This window comes from Marinomonas ushuaiensis DSM 15871, from assembly GCF_000521805.1.
GTDB classification, from domain to species: Bacteria; Pseudomonadota; Gammaproteobacteria; order Pseudomonadales; family Marinomonadaceae; genus Marinomonas; species Marinomonas ushuaiensis.
Genome location: NZ_JAMB01000017.1, coordinates 1 through 24,951 on the forward strand (window position 1 = coordinate 1; position 24,951 = coordinate 24,951).

The 24,951-nt window shown below is 42.6% G+C and carries 20 protein-coding genes; 4 read left to right on the forward strand and 16 right to left on the reverse strand.

The window, feature by feature from the left end:
• Positions 1-214: 214 nt before the first annotated feature.
• From MUS1_RS14085 to guaB, 4 genes are all read right to left on the reverse strand, one after another.
• Positions 215-481, reverse strand: coding sequence for a hypothetical protein (locus MUS1_RS14085; protein ID WP_036163581.1), 267 nt, complete (start codon positions 479-481; stop codon positions 215-217).
• 272 nt (positions 482-753) lie between these two features.
• Positions 754-1,473: a DNA/RNA nuclease SfsA gene (sfsA, locus tag MUS1_RS14090; RefSeq protein WP_036163582.1), complete on the reverse strand. Its 720-nt coding sequence runs from the start codon at positions 1,471-1,473 to the stop codon at positions 754-756.
• 111 nt (positions 1,474-1,584) lie between these two features.
• The gene (guaA, locus tag MUS1_RS14095; RefSeq protein ID WP_036163583.1) at positions 1,585-3,162 is read right to left on the reverse strand and encodes a glutamine-hydrolyzing GMP synthase; all 1,578 of its coding nucleotides are present in this window, start codon (positions 3,160-3,162) and stop codon (positions 1,585-1,587) included.
• Between the two features lie 137 nt (positions 3,163-3,299).
• Positions 3,300-4,766 carry an IMP dehydrogenase gene (guaB, locus tag MUS1_RS14100; RefSeq protein ID WP_036163585.1) on the reverse strand — a complete coding sequence of 489 codons (1,467 nt, stop codon included), beginning with the start codon at positions 4,764-4,766 and terminating at the stop codon, positions 3,300-3,302.
• A gap of 92 nt (positions 4,767-4,858) precedes the next feature.
• Here guaB and xseA point away from each other — a divergent pair, with 92 nt between their 5' ends.
• The gene (gene xseA / locus MUS1_RS14105) at positions 4,859-6,211 is read left to right on the forward strand and encodes an exodeoxyribonuclease VII large subunit (protein ID WP_036163587.1); all 1,353 of its coding nucleotides are present in this window, start codon (positions 4,859-4,861) and stop codon (positions 6,209-6,211) included.
• A gap of 156 nt (positions 6,212-6,367) precedes the next feature.
• Entirely contained in the window at positions 6,368-7,558 is a 1,191-nt protein-coding gene (mltA, locus tag MUS1_RS14110) for a murein transglycosylase A (protein WP_036163588.1), read from the forward strand.
• A 119-nt stretch (positions 7,559-7,677) separates the two neighbouring features.
• On the opposite strand, the gene MUS1_RS14115 is transcribed toward mltA, so the two are convergent.
• The 6 genes from MUS1_RS14115 to MUS1_RS14140 form a co-directional block, all read right to left on the reverse strand.
• On the reverse strand, positions 7,678-8,772 hold the full coding sequence (locus MUS1_RS14115) for an energy transducer TonB (protein ID WP_036163589.1): 1,095 nt from the start codon (positions 8,770-8,772) through the stop codon (positions 7,678-7,680).
• A complete protein-coding gene (locus MUS1_RS14120) occupies positions 8,769-9,200 on the reverse strand; it encodes an ExbD/TolR family protein (RefSeq protein ID WP_036163590.1) in 432 nt (143 codons plus the stop codon). Before MUS1_RS14120 ends, MUS1_RS14115 begins: the two co-directional genes overlap by 4 nt.
• The gene (locus MUS1_RS14125) at positions 9,197-9,619 is read right to left on the reverse strand and encodes an ExbD/TolR family protein (RefSeq protein ID WP_036163592.1); all 423 of its coding nucleotides are present in this window, start codon (positions 9,617-9,619) and stop codon (positions 9,197-9,199) included. Before MUS1_RS14125 ends, MUS1_RS14120 begins: the two co-directional genes overlap by 4 nt.
• Positions 9,609-10,286, reverse strand: a complete 678-nt coding sequence (locus MUS1_RS14130; protein WP_211236478.1) for a MotA/TolQ/ExbB proton channel family protein — start codon at positions 10,284-10,286, stop codon at positions 9,609-9,611. The genes MUS1_RS14125 and MUS1_RS14130 overlap by 11 nt, the downstream gene beginning before the upstream one ends.
• Positions 10,287-10,469: 183 nt before the next feature.
• Complete coding sequence (locus MUS1_RS14135) at positions 10,470-11,795, reverse strand: MATE family efflux transporter (protein WP_036163595.1); 1,326 nt, start codon at positions 11,793-11,795, stop codon at positions 10,470-10,472.
• Between the two features lie 72 nt (positions 11,796-11,867).
• Positions 11,868-13,103, reverse strand: a complete 1,236-nt coding sequence (locus tag MUS1_RS14140) for a multidrug effflux MFS transporter (RefSeq protein WP_036163597.1) — start codon at positions 13,101-13,103, stop codon at positions 11,868-11,870.
• A 186-nt stretch (positions 13,104-13,289) separates the two neighbouring features.
• Between MUS1_RS14140 and MUS1_RS14145 the strand changes: the two genes are divergently transcribed.
• Positions 13,290-14,879 carry a cation:proton antiporter family protein gene (locus MUS1_RS14145; protein ID WP_036163599.1) on the forward strand — a complete coding sequence of 530 codons (1,590 nt, stop codon included), beginning with the start codon at positions 13,290-13,292 and terminating at the stop codon, positions 14,877-14,879.
• 16 nt (positions 14,880-14,895) lie between these two features.
• Here MUS1_RS14145 and MUS1_RS16090 read toward each other — a convergent pair whose 3' ends face one another.
• The 3 genes from MUS1_RS16090 to gltB form a co-directional block, all read right to left on the reverse strand.
• The gene (locus MUS1_RS16090) at positions 14,896-15,063 is read right to left on the reverse strand and encodes a DUF6435 family protein (protein ID WP_156924896.1); all 168 of its coding nucleotides are present in this window, start codon (positions 15,061-15,063) and stop codon (positions 14,896-14,898) included.
• A 154-nt stretch (positions 15,064-15,217) separates the two neighbouring features.
• Entirely contained in the window at positions 15,218-16,639 is a 1,422-nt protein-coding gene (locus tag MUS1_RS14150) for an FAD-dependent oxidoreductase (RefSeq protein WP_036163601.1), read from the reverse strand.
• A gap of 110 nt (positions 16,640-16,749) precedes the next feature.
• Positions 16,750-21,201: a glutamate synthase large subunit gene (gltB, locus tag MUS1_RS14155; protein ID WP_036163602.1), complete on the reverse strand. Its 4,452-nt coding sequence runs from the start codon at positions 21,199-21,201 to the stop codon at positions 16,750-16,752.
• Positions 21,202-21,336: 135 nt separating this feature from the next.
• Between gltB and MUS1_RS14160 the strand changes: the two genes are divergently transcribed.
• Positions 21,337-21,525 carry a hypothetical protein gene (locus MUS1_RS14160; RefSeq protein WP_036163603.1) on the forward strand — a complete coding sequence of 63 codons (189 nt, stop codon included), beginning with the start codon at positions 21,337-21,339 and terminating at the stop codon, positions 21,523-21,525.
• A gap of 115 nt (positions 21,526-21,640) precedes the next feature.
• Here MUS1_RS14160 and MUS1_RS14165 read toward each other — a convergent pair whose 3' ends face one another.
• The 3 genes from MUS1_RS14165 to MUS1_RS14175 are packed head-to-tail and all read right to left on the reverse strand — an operon-like array spanning position 21,641 to position 24,911.
• Entirely contained in the window at positions 21,641-23,224 is a 1,584-nt protein-coding gene (locus tag MUS1_RS14165; protein ID WP_036163604.1) for an SPOR domain-containing protein, read from the reverse strand.
• Positions 23,225-23,256: 32 nt separating this feature from the next.
• Positions 23,257-24,363 (reverse strand): 3-dehydroquinate synthase, encoded by a 1,107-nt coding sequence (gene aroB, locus MUS1_RS14170; protein WP_036163605.1) that lies wholly within the window; start codon positions 24,361-24,363, stop codon positions 23,257-23,259.
• A complete protein-coding gene (locus MUS1_RS14175) occupies positions 24,363-24,911 on the reverse strand; it encodes a shikimate kinase (RefSeq protein ID WP_036163607.1) in 549 nt (182 codons plus the stop codon). The genes aroB and MUS1_RS14175 overlap by 1 nt, the downstream gene beginning before the upstream one ends.
• Between the last annotated feature and the right edge of the window lie 40 nt (positions 24,912-24,951).

Consider the following 24,951-nt stretch of genomic DNA (forward strand, 5'->3'; position numbering starts at 1 on the left):
ATTCTTTTAATTAAATGATAAAAAAGTAATTTCTGACTAATAAAACATCAAAACAAATACCAATCGGTCAAATAGCAATCAACAATAGACCTAATGGACACAAATGATGCCTTTACGATAAACCCTCCACATCCATTTACTAAATATTAATCCATCATACGAAGTTAAGCCCACTTCCACTAAGAACAGAAGTGAGCTTAGTTATTATCGAATATTATTCGGCCGTTTTTGCTTGCAGATTTTCAAGTTGAATCTGTAGCTCTTCATATTTAGCGACCAACGCAGCTTCTTGTTCAATTGGTGTTGCTGCGGCATTCAAATCAACACTTGAATCAACTTCCGCCCCCATACTTTCAAGCTGTGCTGAAATAGCATCTACACGATATTGAGCTTCTGCTAGCGCGTCACTATTTGCGAAAGCTGCTGTAGAAATCACTGTTGCAGCAAGTAAAGCTAAAGTTGTTTTTGTAAGTGCATTCATAATATTTCTCCATTACTTGATAGTTTTCAATTCTAATAAAGGTTTTTATTAAGAAGGACTGCGCCCCCACGAGAGAAACAATAGCAATAGGTTTTCATTAAAAAAGCATCAAAGAGCTGCTTCCCTGTTTGATTCAGAATGAAAACGATAAACTCTCGATTGACTACTAAAAGTAAGAGTAGGTAAAGAAAAACTGACGAAATAAAAGAAATACAGACACTTTACTTAGAGACTTAACCTCCAAATAAAGCACTATAATGTTGATATTTTTTTTAAGAAATGACCTTGGAAGAAATAACAGGAATGGAATAACTAACAATCATTTTTTTAGTGGTGATATCCACCTTATAAGCGAGCACCTCAACCCCCTTAGAAAGCACATCTTCAAATGCCAATGCATATTTTTCATCAATATGAGCAGCCGGAGAAACAGAATCAATCCCTGTATGACTCACACAAAAGAACAAAACAGCCCGATGACCTTCCTCAACCATCTTGGCGAGCTCATACAAATGCTTACGCCCTCGATCTGTTACTGCATCAGGAAAGTAACCATTACCATCTTCCTCTAATAAGGTAACGTTTTTCACCTCAACATAGCACTTTTGACCTTCATTTCCTGTTAAGAGCCAATCAATACGACTATTTTCACCATATTTCACTTCGGCTTTTATGCCGCTATAATCAAGCAACTCTTTAACCACATCATTTTCAATCGCTTCGCCAATCAACTTATTCGGCAAACCTGTATTAATACAAGCCAGATGCTTGTTATCAATCTCAACCAACTCCCACGTATAACCTAACTTTCGTTTCGGATTCGTACTTTTGGAAAGCCACACACGAGCGCCGTCTTGTTGGCAACGCTTCATCGAACCTGTATTTGGACAATGCGCAACCACTATCTCGCCATTCGGTAGTTGGATATCAGATAAAAACCGTTTATAGCGTTTAATCAATCGACCTTCTATTAATGGGGTAGGAAAATCCACATCATTACTCCAATGCTTTTATAGACATAATATAAATAAAAAACGGCCCTCTTTAACTAAAAAGAGAGCCGCCTATCTATGAGTTCAAATAAAACAATTAACGAGAGGGAACTATTCCCACTCAATCGTTGCTGGCGGCTTAGAAGAAACATCATAAGCCACACGAGAAATGCTCTCGATTTCATTGATAATACGGCCAGAAACTGTTTCCAATAACTCGTACGGAAGATGAGCCCAACGTGCTGTCATAAAGTCGATAGTTTCAACTGCTCGAAGTGCTACTACGTATTCGTAACGACGACCGTCACCAACCACACCTACTGATTTAACAGGCAAGAAGACCACAAACGCTTGGCTCGTCTTGCCATACCAACCAGAACGACGAAGCTCTTCGATAAAAATCGCATCCGCACGACGCAAAATATCAGCGTATTCTTTCTTCACTTCACCCAAGATACGCACACCAAGACCTGGCCCAGGGAACGGATGACGATAAACCATGTCATGAGGCAAACCAAGTGCAACACCTAGTTTACGCACTTCGTCTTTAAACAACTCACGAAGTGGCTCAACCAACTCCATTTTCATGTCTTCAGGCAAACCACCCACATTATGGTGAGATTTGATAACGTGAGCTTTACCTGTTTTAGAAGCAGCAGACTCAATGACATCTGGGTAAATTGTGCCCTGCGCAAGAAACTCGATGTTGTTCAATTTCGAAGACTCTTCATCAAAGATATCAATGAAGGTGTTACCAATAATTTTGCGTTTTTTCTCTGGGTCATCTTCCCCGGCCAACTTACCAAGGAATAGATCCTCCGCATCAACACGGATCACTTTTACGCCCATGTTATCAGCAAACATCTTCATAACTTGATCGCCTTCGTTCAAACGAAGTAAACCGTTATCAACGAAAACACACGTCAATTGATCTCCGATTGCTTTATGCAACAAGGCCGCTACAACAGAAGAATCCACACCGCCAGACAAAGCCAATAGAACTTGCTTGTCGCCCACTTGCTCACGCATTCTTTCGATAGCATCTTCAGCGATATTGGCCGGCGTCCACAAAGTGTCACACTCACAAATATCTACGACGAAGCGAGATAGAATTTTTCCACCTTGTTTCGTATGCGTTACTTCTGGATGAAATTGAACACCGTAAAACTTTTTAACTTCGTTCGCCATTGCAGCAATTGGGCAACTTTCTGTAGACGCCATCAAAGAGAAGTCCGCAGGCATTGCAGATACTTTATCACCGTGACTCATCCAAACATCTAATGCAGCAACGCCATTGTTCGCCACGTGATCTTGAATACCTTCCAATAAAGAAGAACCTTCGTGCTTACGGATTTGAGCATAACCAAATTCACGTAACTCAGAACCTTGAACTTTACCGCCCAATTGTTCTGCCATTGTTTGCATGCCGTAACAGATACCGAAAACAGGCACACCCAAAGTGAACACGGCTTCTGGAGCACGCGGAGAACCCGGCTCAGGAACAGATTCAGGACCACCAGCTAAGATGATACCTTTAGGTGCAAAATCAATAACCTCTTGATCTTCCATATCAAAAGCACGAACTTCACAGAAAACACCGATTTCACGAACACGACGTGCAATCAGCTGAGTGTACTGAGAGCCAAAATCAAGAATAAGAATTTTATGAGCGTGGATATCTTGCGACATTGTTAGCCATTCCTTTCACTCTATCTAAAAAGAGCATCGTCTTTAAAAATAGAAGTAGTTAATCAATAGATAGTAAGGGTAAAAAATAAAGATGGGGCGTGTTATACGCCCCATCCGAACATCAAATTATCAAGCGATTAACCCACGTGATAATTTGGTGCCTCTTTCGTAATCGTCACATCATGGACATGACTTTCACGCATACCGGCACCGGTAATTTGAGAGAACTGAGTTTTCGTACGCATCGTCTCAATGTCTGGAGATCCAGTGTAACCCATTGAAGAGCGAACGCCGCCCATCAACTGATGAATAACAGCCACCATTGGCCCTTTTGATGGTACACGACCTTCAATTCCTTCTGGAACCAGCTTCTCGACGCTGCTTGAATCTTGGAAGTATCGATCACTTGAACCTTGAGACTGAGACATAGCACCAAGTGAGCCCATGCCACGATACGCTTTAAATGAACGACCTTGGAACAAAACAACTTCACCAGGCGCTTCATCTGTACCTGCAAGCAAACCGCCCACCATGATGACACTTGCACCGGCCGCAATTGCTTTACCGATATCTCCAGAAAAACGGACACCGCCATCAGCAATAACAGGAATGCCACGAGGGTTCATCGCTTCTGCTACATTCGCTACCGCACTGATTTGAGGAACACCCACACCAGCAACGATACGAGTAGTACAAATTGAGCCTGGGCCGATACCTACTTTCACGCCATCAGCACCCGCATCTGCAAGCGCAATCGCCGCATCCGCTGTTGCAATGTTACCGCCGATCACTTGGATATGAGGAAACGTTTCCTTCACCCAACGAACGCGATCGATAACACCTTTTGAATGACCATGAGCCGTATCAACGACAATAATATCAACGCCCGCATCAGACAAGGCTTTCACACGATCTTCAGTATCAGCGCCAGTACCAACAGCCGCACCCACACGCAAACGACCTTGGTCATCTTTACACGCATTTGGATAGGTTGTTGCTTTATTAAAATCGGTTACCGTTACCATGCCGCGTAATTCAAACTGCTCATTCACGATCAGCACTTTCTCAATACGATTTTCGTGAAGCAATTTACGGATAGAACCAGAAGACGCACCTTCAAGTGCGGTTACTAGTCGATCTTTCGGTGTCATGATATCAGCAACGCTTTTATCAAAATCTTTAACGAAACGAACATCACGGCTTGTAACGATACCGACAAGATCAGTACCTTTAACAACAGGTACACTAGAAATACTGTTTGAGGCAGTTAATGCCATCAATTCATGCACAGTCGCTTCTGGATGAATGGTAACAAGATCACGAACAATACCGCTTTCGTATTTTTTAACACGACGAACTTCTTTCGCCTGCTCTTCAATGGTCAAGTTTTTGTGCACAATGCCTATGCCGCCTTCTTGAGCCAAAGCAATCGCCATGCGATGTTCGGTAACAGTATCCATTGCAGAAGACGTAAGCGGAATATTCAGCTCAATGTCTTTCGTGATTTTAGTTTTAAGGCTAACATCCTTCGGAAGAACTTCGGAATAGCCAGGGATGAGCAATACGTCATCAAACGTTAGAGCTTCTTGAACGATACGTAACATAAGGGGAGTTTCCAATGCCAACAAGGGTGTTAAGATGGCAAGTAATTCTACTCCTATAGTTGCATTCGGTAAATCAAAACCACGAGAGATTGATGAATAATTTTACAACTTCTGCCTCACAAGAAACCGCATTTAGTGTCTCGCAGCTAAATAGACAAATACAACAACTACTTGAAGCCAGTTTACCTTGGATCTTAGTCGAAGGTGAAATCTCCAATTTGGCCAAGCCGGGTTCGGGACATTGGTACTTTTCACTCAAAGATGACAAAGCACAAATTCGCTGCGCCATGTTCAAAAGCAAGAACAACACAGTACGCTTCAATCCAAAAGATGGCGACAAGGTTCGGTTGCGTGCTCGAGTGACTTTTTATGGTCCTCGCGGTGACTGTCAGCTCAGCGTTGAAAGTATGAAATCGGCAGGCGAAGGCGCACTTCAACAAGCTTTTGAGCGACTCAAAACCAGTCTACAGCTAGAGGGCTTGTTTGACGCAAAGCACAAACAACCATTGCCAACCAAACCTGAACGTGTCGCAATTATCACTTCTCCTGTTGGCGCAGCCGTGCGCGACATGATCATCGCCTTTCGTCGCCGTTTCCCCTTAACGGAACTCACTATTCTACCTTCGTTAGTACAAGGCAAAGACGCAGCGAAAAATATCTTAAGGCAGTTACAACGAGCAGACGACAGTGGTCATTTCGATGCCATCGTGCTTGGTCGTGGTGGTGGTTCATTAGAAGATTTATGGAGTTTTAACGACGAGACTTTAGCCCGTGCCGTTTTCAATACGAAAACGCCGATTGTTTCTGCAGTAGGCCACGAGACAGACTTCACCATTACCGATTTTGTTGCCGACGTTCGCGCCGCCACACCCACGGCGGCGGCGGAACTATTAAGCCCAGATTGTAATCAACTGATTCGACAAATCGAGCAACAAGAAAAACAACTGGCTCGACGTATGTCTCGCATTCTCGAACAAAGCCAGCAACAGCTCGATTTCACGACAAAACGCATTCGTCACCCGAAAGAGCGCATTGATCAACAACAAAACCAACTAAATCAACTGATGCATCGTTTGCAGCAAAACATTCAACGCAAAGTATCAGAGCAACATATTCAGACGAGCAACCTCGTCCACCGACTTGAAAGAAACAGCCCTACTCGTCGTATTAATCAAGAAAGGCAAACGCTCAACAATATAGACACGCGACTTGCCCATGCTCTACGTAACAACCTAACCAACAAACAAACCGCTTTTGCTCGCATCATAGATAAACTCAACCTCGTCAGCCCACTCAATACTTTATCTCGCGGCTACGCCATTGCATCGAAAGGTAAACAAGTCATTCGTTCTATTCATGACGTAGAGAAAGGCGATGCTATTAAAGTCAGAGTTCAGGATGGTGAAGTCAGCTGTACGGTTAAAACAACTAAGGCGATAAGTTAGTTTATCTTTCAAAATATTGCTTTCGCCTTCATAAATACCCAAGATGAACCTCATGTTTAATTTGTGGTCAAACCTGTCACACATATACATTTTCATACATTTTTTCCGACTTACGTCGTCGGTTTATTTTTTCATTTTTTACAACAAAGAGCTTTTATGAATATCACCCATATATTGCAGTCCTTTATTCCTACACAAAAAAACAATCGCTCTATATTCTACTCTCTTTGCATTACCTCTTTGAGTCTACTCACAATCAGCTGTAGCCTCACAGAGATAGACAGCTCTAATGATTTTGAAAATAATGGCCGAGACACAACCGCATTGAAGCGCGATTTTTTGTACTTAAAAGAAAGTCTACCACCAGGATTACCCTATCCTGACGCCAGCTTTCAAAATGGCCTACAACAACAAATCGCCTATTTGAATCGGATCTCAGACAAACAGTACTTACTTGAAAATACACAGACAAACACCGAAGACTTAAAAACTGTCGCCAACGAAATTAACAGTTGGCTACAAAACCCAGCTCAACAACCACAACTTATCGCCCACCAATTAGCCGGACAAGATAAAAGAGGCAACGTACAAATCACCGGCTATTACGTTCCTATTTTACCTGTGCGTCATTTGCCTGATGAAAAATACCGCTACCCCTTATACCGAAAGCCAACACAAAGAGATGAAAATGGTAATTTCCCGTCACGGGAAGAAATCGATTTTGAAAGTGCGTTAGTAGGACAAGATTTAGAAATTGCCTACACCTCAGATTTAGTCGACAATTTCTTCTTACATGTACAAGGCTCAGGCGTTGTTGAATACGAAGATGGCGAACAAAAACTGTTGTCTTGGGGCGGTGTGAATGGCCACGCCTATCGGAGTATAGGAAAAGAATTGATCGAACAAGGTGAAATAGATCGAGCCGATATTTCAGCACAAAGTATTCGCCAGTGGCTAGCAGACAACCCTGACCGCATGAGAGACATTCTTTCAGCTAACCCAAGCTATTTGTTTTTTAGTGAAGGACCGCGTGATCCTGTTGGTGCCGCAAACGTACCACTAACACCTTTGTATTCTGCGGCCGTTGATCCGAGTGTTATCCCACTGGGTTCTATCTTGTTAGCCCAAGTACCTAAACTCGATTCCTACGGAAATTTGGTTGGTCATGAGTTTCGTCTTCTGCTAGCTCAAGACAAAGGTGGTGCGATTAAGGGCCCAGGACATATAGATTGGTATCAAGGCATTGGTGAAGAGGCACATTTCCATGCTGGACAGCTTAAACATTTTGGGAAGATCTGGTTACTACTACCTCTGAATCCGAGCCCTAAAAAGCTTATTGCTAATTGATAAAACCTTACGAATAAACAGCTATTAATAAAACGCCGCTGCTCATGTCTCAATTTGAACATAAGCAGCGGTATTTTTAAATTTCGTAAAAATATAAACTCAAATTATATGATTATAAATTAACGATAATCACTCAATTTGAATGAAACTGGCAGACTAATTCTCAGTTCGGTTTCTTTCATATCGCTAGTAAACTTAGGCAAAGGTGTCGATTTTCTAATCATGTCCAATACTGCTTTATCTAAGCGCTTATAGCCTGAACTCCCAGTAATCGACACATCCGACACTGAACCATCCGCGTGGGCAATAAAAGACAATGTCACGACACCTTCTTCATTACGTCGTCGAGATGCTCTCGGGTAACGTTTATTTTGTGCCAATATAGAAAGTAACTGAGTTGTATAATTTGCCTTGGTTCCAGGATTACCACCACTGTTTGCTGAGTTACCAGAACCTGTCGTTGCTTTCATGTTCGCCATTGATTCCGGTGCATTCTTCTTCGGTGTCGGCTTCACTACTGGCTTAACATCTTTCTTAGGTTCAGGTTCAGGTTCGACAATCGGTTCTGGCTCTTGTTCTGGTTCAACCTTTTTCACCTCAATAGGAGACTCTTGCTTAACCTCAACGGGCTCAGGCTCAATTTCTGGTTCTGGTTCTGGTTCTGGTTCTGGTTCTGGTTCGACTATTGGTTCTGGCTCTTGTTCTGGTTCAACCTTTTTCACCTCAATAGGAGACTCTTGCTTAACCTCAACGGGCTCAGGCTCAATTTCTGGTTCTGGTTCTGGTTCTGGTTCTGGTTCTGGTTCGACTATTGGTTCTGGCTCTTGTTCTGGTTCAACCTTTTTCACCTCAATAGGAGACTCTTGCTTAACCTCAACAGGCTCAGGCTCAATTTCTGGCTCTGGTTCGACAATCGGCTCTGGCTCTAGTTTAACTTCTGGCTCAGGCTCAGGCTCAATCTCTGATTCTGGCTCAACAATTGGATCTGGCTCAACCTCTTCTTGAATGTCTTCAACATCTTTTGTTTCTTCTTGAGCAAGCGTTGTTTGTGCTGATGCTCCGAGATCTCCCATCATACCAAGACCAAATTCAATTCCTTGGGAACCTGCTGCTTGGCTGCCTTCAACTGGGTTATAAAACACTGTATAAAAAGCACCAGCATGAACCGAAATAGCCAGCCCACCAGCAACAATCCAATGACGCGTGGAAATCATTCTTTTCCTCGCTCAAGTTGAGTTGCCAGACTGACTTTCGTTAACCCAGCCAAACGAACCTGATTAAAAATCGGTCGTAACTTATCTAATGAAATAGCGCCATCCGCTTTAATTTGCACCCAGAATCCTTCTTTATTCAAAGACGACGAAAACTTCTCGTCCAAATAAGGCTGTACGCTTTCTATTGTTTGTAATTGATCATCAACATAAAGACTATTATCCCCCCCTACGACGATAACAACGTTTGGATCGTTTGCTGCGCGGGTTTCGTTAATAGAATGTGGAGGGACCACTGCAATAGGGTCTGCTTTTTTAATTTGACCGGCGACCATAAAAAACACCAACATTAGAAAAACAACGTTGATCAGAGGTACCATATTGTCATCATCGCTGGCGATACGCTTGGCGAACTTCTCATCTATTTTCATGGTGTCTCCGGCATAGCAAAAGCATTAGCAATAGAGACCGTTTTGGCGCCATTAAATTTTAGACGATCAGCAAGATGCATCAAGGTTTGTAATGTCACCCCATCTTCCGCTTTAATGATAAATATACTTTTCTGATGATCTTTAATGAGCCCTTGAAATCGTGTTTGATCCGTAAAGTGAATAACTTGTTTATCTACCCATACTTGATCATCGTTTAATTTTAAGGTCAGTATGACATTTTCTTTTTCTTCAATTGTTTCTTGGCTATCAGTCGGCACAGACAATGGTGTATCAACAATACGCCAAGGTACAAAACTTGAGGTCAACATAAAGAAAAGCAAAAGAATAAACACCACATCAATAAGTGGCGTTAAACTAATGGCATTTTTACGTTTCGGTTGAGAAAGGTTAAGCGGCATGTAACATCTCTTGCGCCGCTTTTTCTGTCAGAGCTTTTGCTTCTTTACTGGTAAACACCTGAGTAACAGCATCATTCATATTATGAGCAATACGCTCTACTTTACGCTCTAACCAACTTTGCAATGTCACCACAGGAATCGCAACAGCCAAACCTACAGCAGTGGTTAATAAAGCCTGCCATATACCACCAGATAATACAGAAGGGTCAACTTGACTGCCTGCACCTTCCATTTGTTGGAAAGCGGTAATCATGCCTAAAACCGTACCTAACAAACCAAGCAAAGGACTCAGGGTCGCGATAATTTCTAAAGGACGAAGATAAGAACGAAGTTGACTGAGCTGATTCATTGCACGACGCTCTGCTTCTTCACGTATTAAATCAGCACTGATATTTGCACTTAATAAAGCGCGCATGGTGTAACCCACTAAAGCATCGATCGGACGCTTTTCATCTAGTTTTTCTAATGACTTTTCACCTTTGCCATTACGCCAATCATCTAATGCTAACTGCGACGTTTTAAGACTTTCGGCACGCAACGAAGAAAACTGCCATAACTTTAAAAGAACGATTGTCAGAGCAACAACTGAAAACACCATCAAAATCCATACGACGGGACCACCTACCTGCAAAAAATCGATAATTCCTTGCTGTACTGAATCTTCCACAACACTCTCCATTGAATAAAAAACACCACAGTATAAATGGTATTCATTCTCAACAGCATTTTCAATAAATAGTTTGAGTTAGTTTGTAAATAGCTACATTGGTAAAAACTAATAATTATTATGTATCAACGTCAAATAAATCATTTTAAATAAACGTTCACTCGGAAAATTAAACCATTAAATTTAAGAACCAAGCTCAATCTTCCTAAGTAGTCGCTGATACATATTCCAAGCACATAAGCCTGCCAGTAAATTGCCGATCAAAACCCCAACAAAAAGTCCTTTTAGACCCGCCAGTTCAGAACCAATCCACAAACAAGGTAAAAAGAAAACGAATAAACGCAGTGCTGAAATACTTAACGCTGTATAAGATTTTCCTAAAGCATTTGCAACAGACACCATCAGCATGCAAATACCTAAAGAACCAAGACTGATGGGGACTAAAACTAAATGCCAATTTAAAATCTCAGAAACTGCTTTCTCGCTTGTCATTAAATTCGCCAAAAAATCTGAGGCAAGGAACGTCACAATCGCCACAAGCAATTGAAAACCGAGAACAAAACGACAAGCAATCGACACAACTTCTCGTATCTCTGCTATTTTGTTTGCGCCGAGTAAACGACCAACCATAGGCGGCATAGACATAGTTAGCGCCAAAACAGAAACAATAATAAAGAATTCAAAGCGTGACCCTAACGCCCAAGAAGCAACCGCCGCGGTTCCAAATCCAGCAATCAGTTTCGTCGCCAATATAGAGGAAGCCGAAGGCAATAGCTGACTGACCATTGCCGGTCCCATGATGTGGCCAATCGACGCCAAACTTTTCCCTACATTAAGGTCTTTCCAATCAAACGATACCCAATGCTTTCTTGTCACTTGTGAAGCAACAATTAACAAGCCAATAATAAATGACAGTATGGTTGCTATTGCTGCACCGTTTAAGCCAAGATCTAAAGTAAAAATGAAAATAGGGTCCAATATCAGATTCAAAACACTGGTCACCACCATCATAATACCAGGTAAAAAAGTATTGCCGTTGGATCGACAAATACTGTAATAAAAATACGTTAATGCACCAACAAAAACACTGAATAGCCAATAAGGCCAATAAGCGTCGATAACAGGAAAAACAGACTCAGGCGCACTCAACAACGTCAAAATAGGATGGCGTAACCACCAAATAAGTAGGCAGAAGCACACCATACCTACGCTGCCAATCATTAAAACCAAACCACCAAGCTGTTTCGCATAATTCTCATTTCCAGCACCAAGCGCTCTAGCAATAATGGCTGTCGTAGCAATACCAAGACCTACCTGCAAACCAATGACAATCATTTGAATCGGTAAGGTAAAGCCTTGAGCGGCCAATGGAAGAATACCAAGTTGACCGATAAACGCACTGTCCACAAGCTGAAAACTCATCATCGACAAGACGCCAAATAACATAGGCCATGTCATAGAAAAAAGTTGTTTCGCTAATGAAGTGGTCGACTCAGATTGGGAAGACATGACGTTCTCTTGAGATAAATAAATGGACTGAGATTCTACCTCATTTTAGGCATATTTAATGAGAAAACATCTTCATAATTCCACTTGTCTAAAGCGACTTCCGTACTTCAACATAATCAAAGCCAAAACCGAAAATAGTAAAAAGCCACTCGCTAATGGCATTACCGTAGAATGATAAAACTGGCCAACAGTAGTAGATAAAAGAATCGCTAATAGACTTGAAAGCGATGAAATCAAAGACGCGCCTAACCCAGCCATTTTCCCTAAAGGCTCCATTGCCATGGCATTCACATTACCGAACACCATGCCAAGACAAGAAAACATAACCATACCCAAGCCCATAAAAAGTACAAAAGGAGGTACGCCGTCAAAATACAAAGCCGAGATCAACAACAAAAACGACACTGTGATGAGCACTTTTAAAGCAGAAGTCACACAACGCAGCATACCGACACGCTGCACAATTTTACCGTTATAAAAATTAACAATTGAAATACCGATGGCGAACATCGCAAAGAAGAAAGGAAAACGATCACCCGTTTGATAAATATCCTGAAATATCGATTGGGCTGTACTAATGTATAACATCAAGCCTGCGAACATGCAGCCGAGTAACACCGTAAACGCCACCACATCTCGACGCCGTAAAATGATACCAATATCCATCATTAATCGAACTCGATTAATGGGAGTTCTATTCTCTTTAGACAGCGTTTCTGGCTGTCTTACCATGAGCCAGACAGCTGCGACTGTTGCCTGAACAATAAGCAAGGCAAAAATCCAATACCAGTTTGCCACATGAATAATTAACTGACCGACCGTTGGTGCTAATAAAGGCACTAAAATAAACACCATCATCACAAAAGACATAATTCGCGCCATTGCCACGCCTTTGTACATATCTCGAATTAACGCCCTTGAAGCAATTTTGGGACCTGCAACACCAAACCCTTGAATCATGCGTCCAATTAAAAACTCAGTCAAAGATGAAGCAGACAGAGCTACCAATGAGCCGACAATATAAATGCAAATACCAATCAGAATACTTTTTTTACGGCCTATCGCATCAGACAATGGGCCAAAGACAATTTCACCAAACACCATCCCAAAAATCAGCGCAGAAACAATCCACTGTGTTTTTTGATAATCCTCGATTGCTAGCGCTTCAGCAATATAAGGAAACGCTGGCAACATAGAATCCATACTTAATGCCGTCAGAGACATCATTAAAGCAAATAATGCTACTAGCTCTTTTTCAGGAAGACGTTTAATGGATTTATCAATGGCTGGAGAAATGGAATCTGGCATATATCGCTCTGTAAAACGTCAAATGAAATAAGTTTACTCGTAGAGAGTCTGAATGGAAAAATAGTTTATATATTATGCTTTTATAGCGTCATAAGACATTGAAATAACAAGATAACAAGCTGCACGATTCGTGTAAATTTCGTATGATAACCTCTTTAGACCATCCCGGTTATTTAGAAGGACTGTATGGAATTTACTTGGATTTTATTCGCATTTGTCTGCGGCCTAGCCGTTAAGGTAATCAACTTACCACCGCTAATTGGCTTCTTATTGGCTGGTTTTCTACTAAATTATTTGGGTTTCGAAGCAAGCAGCACTTTGGACTCTCTTGCAAACATCGGCATCACTTTAATGCTCTTTAGTATCGGTCTAAAGTTACATGTTAAAGACTTACTAAAACGCGAAGTATGGGCCTCTACACTTAGTCACATGAGTTCTTGGACAATTCTTTTTGGTGGAATAGCTCTCTTACTTGGTACTTTAAGCTTACCCTATTTTGGCGTTCTCGATCTCAAAACGGCGGCACTTATTGGTTTCGCGTTAAGCTTTTCAAGCACAGTATGCGTCATGAAATTACTTGAAGAAAACGGTGAACTCAAAACCCGTCATGGACAATTATCTCTTGGCATCTTAGTAATGCAAGACATCGTCGCCGTGGTTTTCTTAGTCGCGGCAACGGGGAAAATACCATCTATTTGGGCGCTTGGCCTCTTCGCATTATTACTGGTTCGTCCTCTTATTAATAAAATTGTCGATCGCGTGGGCCATGGTGAAATGTTGCCATTAACCGGTATATTTCTAGCGCTTGGTGGTTATGAGCTATTTTACCTTGTTGGTGTAAAAGGCGATTTAGGCGCATTAATTTTTGGTATTTTATTAGCTTCGCACCCGAAATCAACTGAAATGAATAAGTCTTTGATGAATTTCAAAGACTTATTTTTGATTGCCTTCTTCCTTTCTATTGGTTTTACCGCTTTACCAACGCTTGAAATGGTCGGTATGAGTGTCATCATCACACTCATCATTTTGGCTAAATTTGCCCTTTTCTTTGGTTTATTAACCAAGTTCAAGCTGCGTGGCCGAACGTCTTTTTTATCTGCTTTGATCCTCTCAAACTACAGCGAATTTGGCCTCATTGTTGTTGCCCTAAGTGTGACCAATGGTTGGTTAGAAAAAGAATGGCTAGTAATTTTAGCGCTTGCCGTGTCTTTTTCATTCGTTATTACGAGTGTTATCTACCGCCAATCACATCGTCTCTATCGAAACAACAAAGAAGCCATTCGTCAGTATGAAAGTCCAAAATATTTACCTGAAGATGCATTCACTCAACCTAGAGACGCTGAGGTACTAATCGTTGGCTTAGGTCGAGTTGGACGAGGCGCTTTTGACTCCCTTAAAAATCTCATTGGCGACAATGTTACAGGTATGGATGCAGATCGAAACCGTATCAAGCTCATGCAAGATATAGGTGAAAACGTCTTCTATGGGGATGGTGAAGATGCCGACCTTTGGGAGCGACTAGATACTAAGAAATTTCAACTGGTCATGTTGGCACTACCAATCGCAGAAGACAGCACCAATATCGCCATACAATTACGTAAAGCCAACTACCAAGGCCATATCGCGGCGATTGCACGCTATCAAGATGAGCGAGAAACCTTGTTAGCCTCAGGCATTGATAATGTCTTCAACTTCTACACGGAAGCCGGTACTGGTTTTGCAGAAGAAAGCTTGACCCTAATTCGCCCACAGGAAAACCTAAAAACGACAATATAAAGGGCTCGTGAGCAACTTAACGCTTTGCTTCATCCAGTTTTGCTTTCACCGCTTCGGCTTGCTCAGTCAATTCTGAATAGCCTTTTATGTCGCCGCTGCGCTGAGCTTGCATCGCTTTCTCGAGTAACACGCCATATTCTTTATCGAGTTTTTTAATAGGATCAGATTTCAAAAAGTTAAACATAGTTAGCCTGTTTTCATAAGTTAATGTATTGATAAAAAGAATACGACGCTAACATGAATTTAGATCTTTTCTAACCTAATACTTTATTCTATAGACATAAAAAACGCTGATCAGATGTCTCTGATCAGCGTTTTTTATAGAACAGAACTAAGATTTAAACGTCTAAGAAGTCCATGATACCTTCTGCCGCTTTACGGCCTTCATCAATGGCGGTAACCACTAAGTCAGAACCACGAACCATATCACCACCAGCGAAGATTTTTTCATTCGTGGTTTGAAACATAAACTTGCCTTTACTCGGAGCAACAACGCGACCACGAGAGTCTGTTTCGATACCGAATTTTTCAAACCAAGGTGCAGGACTCGCTTGAAAACCAAAGGCAACAAGAATCGCATCAGCAGGAATAATCTGCTCGCTGCCTTCAATGATCTCAGCACTACGGCGGCCGTTTTCGTCTGGCTCGCCCATTTGAGTTTCTACGACTTTGATACCTTCAACTTTACCATCACCAATGATTTCTACTGGTTGACGGTTGAAAAGGAACTGTACGCCCTCTTCTTTAGCATTCTGTACTTCTTTACGAGAACCCGGCATGTTTTCTTGGTCACGGCGGTAAGCACAAGATACGCTCTTCGCGCCTTGGCGAATCGCTGTGCGATTACAGTCCATTGCCGTATCACCACCACCTAAGACAACCACTCGCTTGCCTTTTAGGTTAATGTAATCCGCTTCGTCTTCTTCAAAATCTAAACAGTGATTCACATTAGAAATCAAATAATCCAAGGCATCATAAACACCAGGTAAATCTTCACCTGGAAATCCGCCTTTCATGTATTTGTAAGTACCCATGCCTAGGAAAACAGCATCGTATTCTTCCAATACATGTTCAAACGGTACGTCATCACCAACCGATGTGCCTAAGACAAACTCAACACCCATTTCTTCAAAAATTTCACGACGGCGAGTCATGACACTTTTTTCCAGTTTAAACTCTGGAATACCAAAGGTCAGCAAGCCACCAATTTCTGGGTACTTGTCAAAAACCACAGGTTTAATACCGTTACGAACCAAGATATCAGCACAGGCAAGACCGGCAGGACCAGCACCAACGATTGCCACTGTTTTATTAACTGGCACGACGTTAGACATATCAGGACGCCAGCCTAAAGCAAACGCCGTATCTGTGATGTATTTCTCAACAGAACCGATGGTCACTGCACCAAAGCCGCCTTCGCCAAGCGTACAAGCGCCTTCACAAAGTCGATCTTGTGGGCAAACACGACCACATACTTCTGGCAAAGAGTTAGTCTGATGACTCAACTCTGCTGCTTCCAAAATACTGCCTTCACTAACCAGCTTTAACCAATTAGGGATGTAGTTGTGAACGGGGCATTTCCACTCACAGTATGGGTTACCGCACTCTAGGCAACGGTGCGATTGATCTTTCGCACCAGCCTCTTCGAATGGTTTATAAATTTCGACGAATTGCGCCTTACGTGTAATTAAAGGCTTCTTCTTAGGATCCTTACGATCCACTTCGACGAATTGAAATGCATTGTTCAAGCGCTCAGACATAAGCTGCTATCTCCTCGGCCGTTTACAACTAAACGGCACTTCTCTCAAATGGGTCAGACTGATTTGTTCATAGCACTTGGCTTTATAGCCAAGTGCTATAACAGCGCGTTTTATTCCGGACGTTGACGAGTACTAGCCAATAGCGCGCCTAAACTCGCTGCTTTTGGTTTTACTAGCCAGAACTTGCCAATGTAGTCATAGAAGTTCTCTAAGATTTCATGGCCCCATTCGCTGTCGGTTTCTCGCACATACTCTTCGATGACAGAGCGAAGGTGTGAACGATACTCTTCCGTTAACTCTGTACCAATACGGTGAATTTCCACCAATTCGTGATTATATTTATCAACGAAAGTACGGTCCAAATCGAGTACATAAGCGAAACCACCGGTCATACCCGCACCAAAGTTGTAACCTGTATTACCCAGTATGGTGACCATGCCACCAGTCATGTACTCACAACAGTGATCACCAGCACCTTCAATCACCGTATGCGTACCTGAATTACGTACCGCAAAACGCTCACCGGCTGTACCCGCAGCGAATAATTTACCGCCCGTTGCACCATACAAACAAGTGTTACCAATGATCGCTGAAATCTGGGATTTGAAAGAAGACCCACGCGGCGGACGAATAACAAGCTTACCGCCTGTCATACCTTTACCAACGTAGTCATTCGCATCACCATCCAGATACATATTCAAACCACCGGCGTTCCAAACACCAAAACTTTGACCCGCTGTACCAGTCAATCTCAATGTAAGAGGAACATCGGACATACCTTGGTTACCGTAACGTTTCGCTATTTCACCAGATAAACGTGCGCCAATAGAACGATCACAGTTAGTCACGGTAAATTCGAATTCGCCTCCTTCTTTCTCTTCAACGGCATCTTTCACCGCATCCCACATACGAATAGCGTGCTCGCCTTTATCATGTGGTGGATTAAAAGGCATATCGCAATATTGTGGCTTATCAGCAGGAATCAGGTCATTGTTCAAAATGGACGACAGATCCAAATTACGTTGCTTATCGGTTTCACCAGGAAGCGTCATCAATAAGTCTGTGCGACCAATCAAATCCTGTAGACGTGCTACACCTAATTTAGCCAACCATAACCGAGTATCTTGCGCCATGAACAAGAAGAAATTCTTGATCATATCAACCGTACCGATGAAATGGTCGTCACGTAATGCTTGATCCTGTGTCGCAACACCGGTAGCACAATTGTTAAGGTGACAAATTCGTAAGAACTTACAACCCATTGCAATCATTGGCGTGGTACCAAAACCAAAACTCTCTGCACCCAGAATAGCTGCTTTCACAACATCCAAGCCGGTTTTTAATCCGCCGTCTGTTTGTAGGCGAATTTTGCCTCGAAGATCATTAGAGCGAAGCGCTTGTTGAGCTTCTGCCAAACCCAATTCCCAAGGCGAACCCGCATGGCGAATCGACGTCAGTGGTGACGCTGCTGTACCGCCGTCATAGCCAGAAATCGTGATCAAATCTGCGTAGGCTTTTGCCACACCCGCCGCGATCGTACCGACACCCGGTTCAGAAACCAGCTTCACAGAAACCAGAGCTTCTGGGTTAACTTGTTTCAAATCGAAAATCAGCTGAGCCAAATCTTCAATTGAATAAATGTCATGATGTGGTGGAGGCGAAATCAAAGTCACACCCGGTACGGCATAACGCAAACGCGCAATAAGACCGTTTACTTTACCGCCTGGTAACTGACCACCTTCACCGGGTTTCGCACCTTGCGCCACTTTAATTTGCAGCACTTCTGCGTTAACTAAATATTCTGGTGTCACACCAAAACGACCAGAAGCAATCTGCTTAATTTTAGAGCGACGTTCCGTACCATGGCGAGCTGGATCTTCACCACCTTCACCAGAGTTCGAACGACAACCTAATTCATTCATCGCTTGAGCCAATGCTTCGTGTGCTTCTGGTGACAAGGCACCTAAAGACATACCAGCAGAGTCAAAACGAGGCAGTATGCTTTCAACCGACTCTACGTCATCAACAGAAATTGCTTTTGCTTTATCGGACAAAGCAAACAAGTCACGCAACATAGACGCCGGACGCGTGTTAACCAATTCTGCATACTTACTGAAATCTTCAAATTTACCGCTACCTACTGCTGTTTGTAAATTACGCACAACATCAGGGTTAAAGGCATGATATTCAGCATCATGAACGTATTTTAGATAGCCGCCTTGTTGAATTGGCTTACGCAATTTCCAAGCATTGCTTGCAATCGTCGCTTGATCTTGTTGGAAGTCTTCAAACTTGGCGCCTTTAATACGGCTAGCCACACCTTTGAAACAAAGATCAACAACCGCAGTATCCAAACCAATGGCTTCAAATAGTTGCGCACCACGGTAAGAAGCCATAGTAGAGATCCCCATTTTAGAGAGAATCTTCATCAGGCCTTTGTTAATACCTTTGCGATATTTCGTATGGCAAGAAATTGGGTCGCCCAATACTTCGCCTTTATCGATCATGTCATTAATCAAACGGTATGAAAGATACGGATAAACCGCTGTTGCGCCAAAGCCAAGTAACACAGCAAATTGATGCGGATCACGAGCAAAACCAGTATCCGCAATGATGTTTGAATCACAACGAAGCCCTTGAACGGACAAGTAATGATGTACAGCACCAACGGCCATTGGCGCTGGAATTGGCAAATGTGTCTTTTCTAGATCACGATCCGTCAACACAAGAATCACAGCGCCATCGCGTACTGCTTTTTCTGCGCTGATTTGCAGATCTTTAATCGCCTGTTCAAGCGATACATTCTCAGGATTGTAATTTGTGCTCAAACGAACCAAACGGAAACGGTGGTCATTCATTGCCAACAAACGGCTGTATTTACGTGGCGACAATACTGGCGAAGACATGATGATACGGTTCGCGTGCTTTGGCGTTTCTTCAAACAAATTACGCTCAACACCGATGCAAGTTTCCAATGACATTACGATAGATTCTCGTAATGGATCAATTGGTGGGTTTGTCACCTGAGCAAATTTTTGACGAAAGTAATCGGTTAATGGACGTGTCTGGCTAGACATAACCGCCATTGGCGTATCATCACCCATAGAACCAACCGCTTCATGACCGCTTTCAGCCAATGGACGGAAAATTTGTTCACGCTCTTCAAAAGACACCTGAAACATCTTTTGATAAATCAGCATTTCGTCTTTCGTAAAAGGGACAAATTCTTGAGACGATTCTTGCAACAAAGATTCGATACGAATCGCTTCTTGCTTCAACCATTTTTTGTATGGGTGTAAGGCTTTCAAGCGATTATCGATGTCATTGGTATGTAGGATTTTACCGTTTTGCGTATCGACAACCAGCATCTGCCCTGGACCAACACGACCTTTTGCAACCACATCTTCAGGCTTGTAATCGTAAGTACCGATTTCAGACGCCAAAGTGATAAAGCCGTTTTTCGTCACAACCCAACGGGAAGGACGCAAACCGTTACGGTCCAACATACAAACCGCATGACGACCGTCTGTCATTACCAAACCAGCTGGACCATCCCACGGCTCCATGTGCATAGAATTGTATTCGTAGAAAGCACGTAACTCAGGGTCCATATTTTCTACGTTTTGCCATGCCGGTGGAATAATCAAACGCGCTGCACGGAATACATCCATGCCACCTGTAACAAGCACTTCCAACATGTTATCCATAGAAGAAGAGTCAGAACCCGTCAGGTTAACCAGAGGCTGTAAATCTTGCAGCTCAGGAATCAATGGCGAGCGCAGTTTATTCGCACGCGCCAAAGCCCAATTACGGTTACCTTCTATCGTGTTGATTTCACCATTGTGAGCCAACATACGAAACGGCTGAGCAAGCGGCCATTTAGGCAAAGTGTTTGTTGAGAAACGTTGGTGGAATACACAAATCGCTGTTTGCAGTTTTTCATTGCCTAGATCTTTGTAAAAAGACGGTAAATCCACAGGCATCATCAAACCTTTGTAAGACAAGACCTTGTCTGACAAAGAACAAACATAGAAGTTTTCATATTGCGTCAATGCGATTTCGGCTTGACGACGAGCAACAAACAAACGCGTCGCAAAGGTACGCGCGTCCATACGGTTACTATCGACAAACACTTGTTCGATACGAGGCAAACATTCCACAGCAATACGACCAAGACAAGAAGAGTCCGTTGGCACATCACGCCACCCTACTACTTTTAGCCCTTGTCCTTCTAATTCTTTTGTCAAAACATCACGCTGCTCTGTCGCTAGCGCTTCGTCTTGATCCAAAAAGACCATGCCAATGCCGTATAGATCTGACAAAGTATGTTTAAACAAAGTGTCTGCTTCTGCTCGTAAGAAAGCATCTGGCTTCTGGATTAATAGACCACAACCGTCACCGGTTTTTCCATCGGCAGCGATACCGCCACGGTGCGTCATACATGTCAAAGATTGAATCGCTGTTTTAAGCAATTCATGGCTCGTATTGCCTTCCATATGTGCAATTAACCCAAAGCCACAGTTATCTTTGAATTCGCCAGGACGATAAAGACCTGCATTCATACACCAACTCCCACAGTTGAAACGTAAAAAATAATAATTAGATAAAAATTGAATATCAGATGGCGGTGCTATAAAGCGACAATGTAAATAAATTCGCTTTAAGAATGACTATTATTTACTGAAGAGACCACCCAAATGGACGATTATATTACCCTGACAGAAAGCACTACTCAAATTAGCATAGGCATGATTTATGTTATGTTGGCGTTTTTTATAGGGTATTTAGAGGCAAATACGAAGGAGTTAGAGAATTATCTGTCGCCAGAGTTTTTGCAAACAGAAAATTCCACTGTTCATACAGGTTTTTTAGGTGATTACAGTTAATTTTACTAAATTACAGTATTTCTAATACAAAATTTTCACAAAAAAAGCTTGAAAGGCGCTTTAGACGTTTGAAATTTGAACTAAAAACAGTGATTTGTTCTTACAACAGAATAAATCACTGCGCTTTGTTAATATCGTCTTGTATTCCACGAGCACTGCGCGCCCAAGGGTTAAGTGCACGAATATCACTAGGAAGTGTTTCTGCTGCAGCAATGGCTTCACTTCGGTTACGGTAAGTACCATAAACGACGACAAACCAATCCCTATCCTTGTGTTTCGATTTGAAATAACCAAACGCCTCCACACTGCCTTGAGCACGAATAAAGTCTTTTACTGCATTTATATTATGTGTCCCTAAGAGTTGCAGAGTGTAACGATTAGGGTTCTGTGATAACCACCACTGTGTTTTGTCAGCAGGGTCTTTCGTTACAGCCACATTTTCTTCCGGTGGCTTAACAGCCTCTTCAGGCGCTTCAAAAACAGGAGCAGTTTTAACTAACGGTGCCTCCGATCCAACAGGTGCTAACCCAATTGGGGCTAATCGGATAGGTGCAGTTGGAACGATTCCTATATTACTCGCCGTAGTGCTTGGCTCAGCACCGACTGGAGCTCTGTTCGATGCACCATTGGACGTACTAATTGGTGGTAGTGAGCTTCCTGTCGGAATCGGTGGCAGAACGATCTCACCCTCTTGTCCAATTTTACGCTGCATAGCGTCAATCCGAGCAATTGTTTCTGGCGATGACTGCCCTTGCCTTGGACTTAGTGGAATCACATTATTGGCTCTATCTATCGCAGGATCTGGCGATTTATCAGAGAAAAGTACAGCAACCAAAATACCAAGCATAACAACAGAAAGCAGCGCCATATGAGCCAAAGGAAAGCCCATAGCAAGATTAAAACGCATGCCCGGTTTCTTAAATTTGTCGCCACTCCCCATCATTGCCTGAGCAATCTGATTGATTTGTCCAGGATAGCCGCCCGACTCTTGATGAATTTGCACTATTTGCTTTTCATCAAAAGGAAGGTTAATACCGCCGCCTACCGCACGAACTCGATGAAGTAAATAAGCTCGAGTCTGCTCTAATGAATAAGGCGCAAGTGTGAAAGAGTGACTCAGTTGCTCATAGCGGGAACGCTGGTAGGCATCTAAATTACGAGAAAGAGGATATTCACTAAACAAAACAATATGAGGAACTGTTTGATTATCTGTTGCTAAGGACATCATATCCAGCAGCATACTTACAGCATCTGTATTCAGTTCTTGAGCATTATCGACTAAAACAAGAGTAGATCGGCCTTTTTCTTCAGCATCATGAGAAAACTTAAGTAAAGGACCAAAAGTGGTTTCATTTGGCGGCTGTTTAAAATGATCTGCAAAACCAGCATAGATAGCTTGTAATAACTGACCCGCAGTCATCAACATAGAAGCTTTAACGCTGCTCACTATGACGGTGTCATCTTGGTGTCGATCAAATTCCATCATGAAGCGGCTTTTACCACTCCCTTGAGGCCCTTGAACAACAGAAAGTAAGCTACTGTATCGACTTAGATGCTCAAGCAAGGCAAGTTGTTGATTACCTTCTTCGGATGCGAAATAGACAGACGTGTCTTTTGAGCCAAAAGGATCCCTCAGCGTCGCTTTTGAGGGCTGATTGAGCTCTTCCTCTAAATCAAACTGAAACTCTGGCTTAGGCATAGTCGTCCTTCAACAATAATTCACCAAAAAAATCAAACAATATGAGCCTGTTTACTCGCCTCTAGCGCATCCGAAAGACTGTCATTAAAGTCTTCCATCGGAAAGTCCGAAGTAACAATAGCGTCACCTAGTGACGCTAATAAAACCAAACGCAAGCTGCCATCTAACACTTTCTTATCCAGTGCCATACGCTCAACAAAGCTTTCTAGCGTCATAGTTTGAGGCGGCAAAACAGGTAATTTAGCGGCTTGAAAAAGTGCAACAGAGCGGCTCACATCTTGCTCAGTTAGATTGCCCATTCGCCAAGAAAGGTCAATTGCTAAGACACTTCCCGCTGCAACGGCTTCGCCATGCAACCAGTTACCATAACCCATTTCAGTCTCAATCGCATGACCGAAAGTATGACCAAGATTTAAAATAGCACGAATGCCACCTTCTCTTTCGTCTTGTGCAACAACCTTCGCTTTTGCCAAACAAGATTGATAAATCGCGTCACTAATTTTATCGTTATCTAACGACATCAACGCAGGCATCTCTTGCTCTAACCAATCAAAAAATGGTGCGTCACAAATTAAACCGTATTTAATGACTTCTGCCATACCCGCCGACAATTCACGTTGCGGTAGGCTCAATAAGGTTTCGGTATCAATAATCACCGCTTGAGGCTGATAAAATGCGCCAATCATATTCTTGCCAAGAGGATGATTCACACCTGTTTTACCGCCAACAGAAGAATCCACTTGTGATAACAAGGTAGTCGGAACTTGAATGAAAGGCACACCACGCTGATAGGTTGCCGCTGCGAAACCAGCCATATCACCAACCACTCCGCCACCAAGGGCTATTACTGTGGTTGTTCTATTATGTTTAGCTTCTAGCAAGGCCGTCAAAATATTGCCGTATATTTCCAATGTTTTGAAAACTTCACCATCAGGCAATACACAAGTATCTACTTTATAGTCTGCAGACAACATCGACACCATAGCATCAAGATACAAAGGCGCTATGGTGTCGTTTGTCACTATCATGACTTGTTTACCATGAATGGCGTCATCAAATAGTGCTTTTTGCTGACGAATACCATATCCGATAAATATAGGGTAGCTGCGATCACCAAGATCAACGGTTAACGTACGCATTAAGATACAGAAGTCTCCATGTTGAGATGTCGTTTTATCGCGTCCAGCACTTTATTGGCGACAGCCTTGGGATGACGCGCATCAGTTTCTATTACTAAGGTCGCGACTTCTCGATAAAGAGGATCACGCACCTCAAATAACTTCCTTAAAGTGGCTTTAGGATCGCCTGTTTGCAAGAGAGGTCGATGCGTACTTTTCGACGTACGATACAATTGCTGCGAAACAGAGGCATACAAATAAACCACCAATGCATCATCGCGAAGAAGGTCTCGATTTTCTTTACGCATTACAATACCACCACCCGTCGCTAATACAGAATTACCTGTATCTTCTTGAATGATTGCTGTTAAAGCTTGAGTTTCTCTCTTTCGAAAGCCGTCTTCTCCTTCCCTTTCAAAGATCCAGGGAATATCAGCACCAGCATTGTCTTCTATGACTTTATCTAGATCATAGAACTCTTTGCTCATCGATTGAGAAATCAAACGGCCTATCGTTGTTTTTCCAGCGCCCATTGGGCCTACTAAAATAATATTGGGGACTTTTATCATTGTATTCAATTACATCGGAGTTAAGCAGATTTAGACTGCG

Coding starts and splice junctions, on each gene's coding strand:
- MUS1_RS14085 (WP_036163581.1), bottom strand. CDS start 481: ATGAATGCACTTACAAAAACAACTTTAGCTTTACTTGCTGCAACAGTG.
- guaA (WP_036163583.1), bottom strand. CDS start 3,162: ATGTCGCAAGATATCCACGCTCATAAAATTCTTATTCTTGATTTTGGC.
- guaB (WP_036163585.1), bottom strand. CDS start 4,766: ATGTTACGTATCGTTCAAGAAGCTCTAACGTTTGATGACGTATTGCTC.
- xseA (WP_036163587.1), top strand. CDS start 4,859: ATGAATAATTTTACAACTTCTGCCTCACAAGAAACCGCATTTAGTGTC.
- mltA (WP_036163588.1), top strand. CDS start 6,368: ATGAATATCACCCATATATTGCAGTCCTTTATTCCTACACAAAAAAAC.
- MUS1_RS14115 (WP_036163589.1), bottom strand. CDS start 8,772: ATGATTTCCACGCGTCATTGGATTGTTGCTGGTGGGCTGGCTATTTCG.
- MUS1_RS14120 (WP_036163590.1), bottom strand. CDS start 9,200: ATGAAAATAGATGAGAAGTTCGCCAAGCGTATCGCCAGCGATGATGAC.
- MUS1_RS14125 (WP_036163592.1), bottom strand. CDS start 9,619: ATGCCGCTTAACCTTTCTCAACCGAAACGTAAAAATGCCATTAGTTTA.
- MUS1_RS14135 (WP_036163595.1), bottom strand. CDS start 11,795: ATGTCTTCCCAATCTGAGTCGACCACTTCATTAGCGAAACAACTTTTT.
- MUS1_RS14140 (WP_036163597.1), bottom strand. CDS start 13,103: ATGCCAGATTCCATTTCTCCAGCCATTGATAAATCCATTAAACGTCTT.
- MUS1_RS14145 (WP_036163599.1), top strand. CDS start 13,290: ATGGAATTTACTTGGATTTTATTCGCATTTGTCTGCGGCCTAGCCGTT.
- MUS1_RS16090 (WP_156924896.1), bottom strand. CDS start 15,063: ATGTTTAACTTTTTGAAATCTGATCCTATTAAAAAACTCGATAAAGAA.
- MUS1_RS14150 (WP_036163601.1), bottom strand. CDS start 16,639: ATGTCTGAGCGCTTGAACAATGCATTTCAATTCGTCGAAGTGGATCGT.
- gltB (WP_036163602.1), bottom strand. CDS start 21,201: ATGAATGCAGGTCTTTATCGTCCTGGCGAATTCAAAGATAACTGTGGC.
- MUS1_RS14160 (WP_036163603.1), top strand. CDS start 21,337: ATGGACGATTATATTACCCTGACAGAAAGCACTACTCAAATTAGCATA.
- MUS1_RS14165 (WP_036163604.1), bottom strand. CDS start 23,224: ATGCCTAAGCCAGAGTTTCAGTTTGATTTAGAGGAAGAGCTCAATCAG.
- aroB (WP_036163605.1), bottom strand. CDS start 24,363: ATGCGTACGTTAACCGTTGATCTTGGTGATCGCAGCTACCCTATATTT.
- MUS1_RS14175 (WP_036163607.1), bottom strand. CDS start 24,911: ATGATAAAAGTCCCCAATATTATTTTAGTAGGCCCAATGGGCGCTGGA.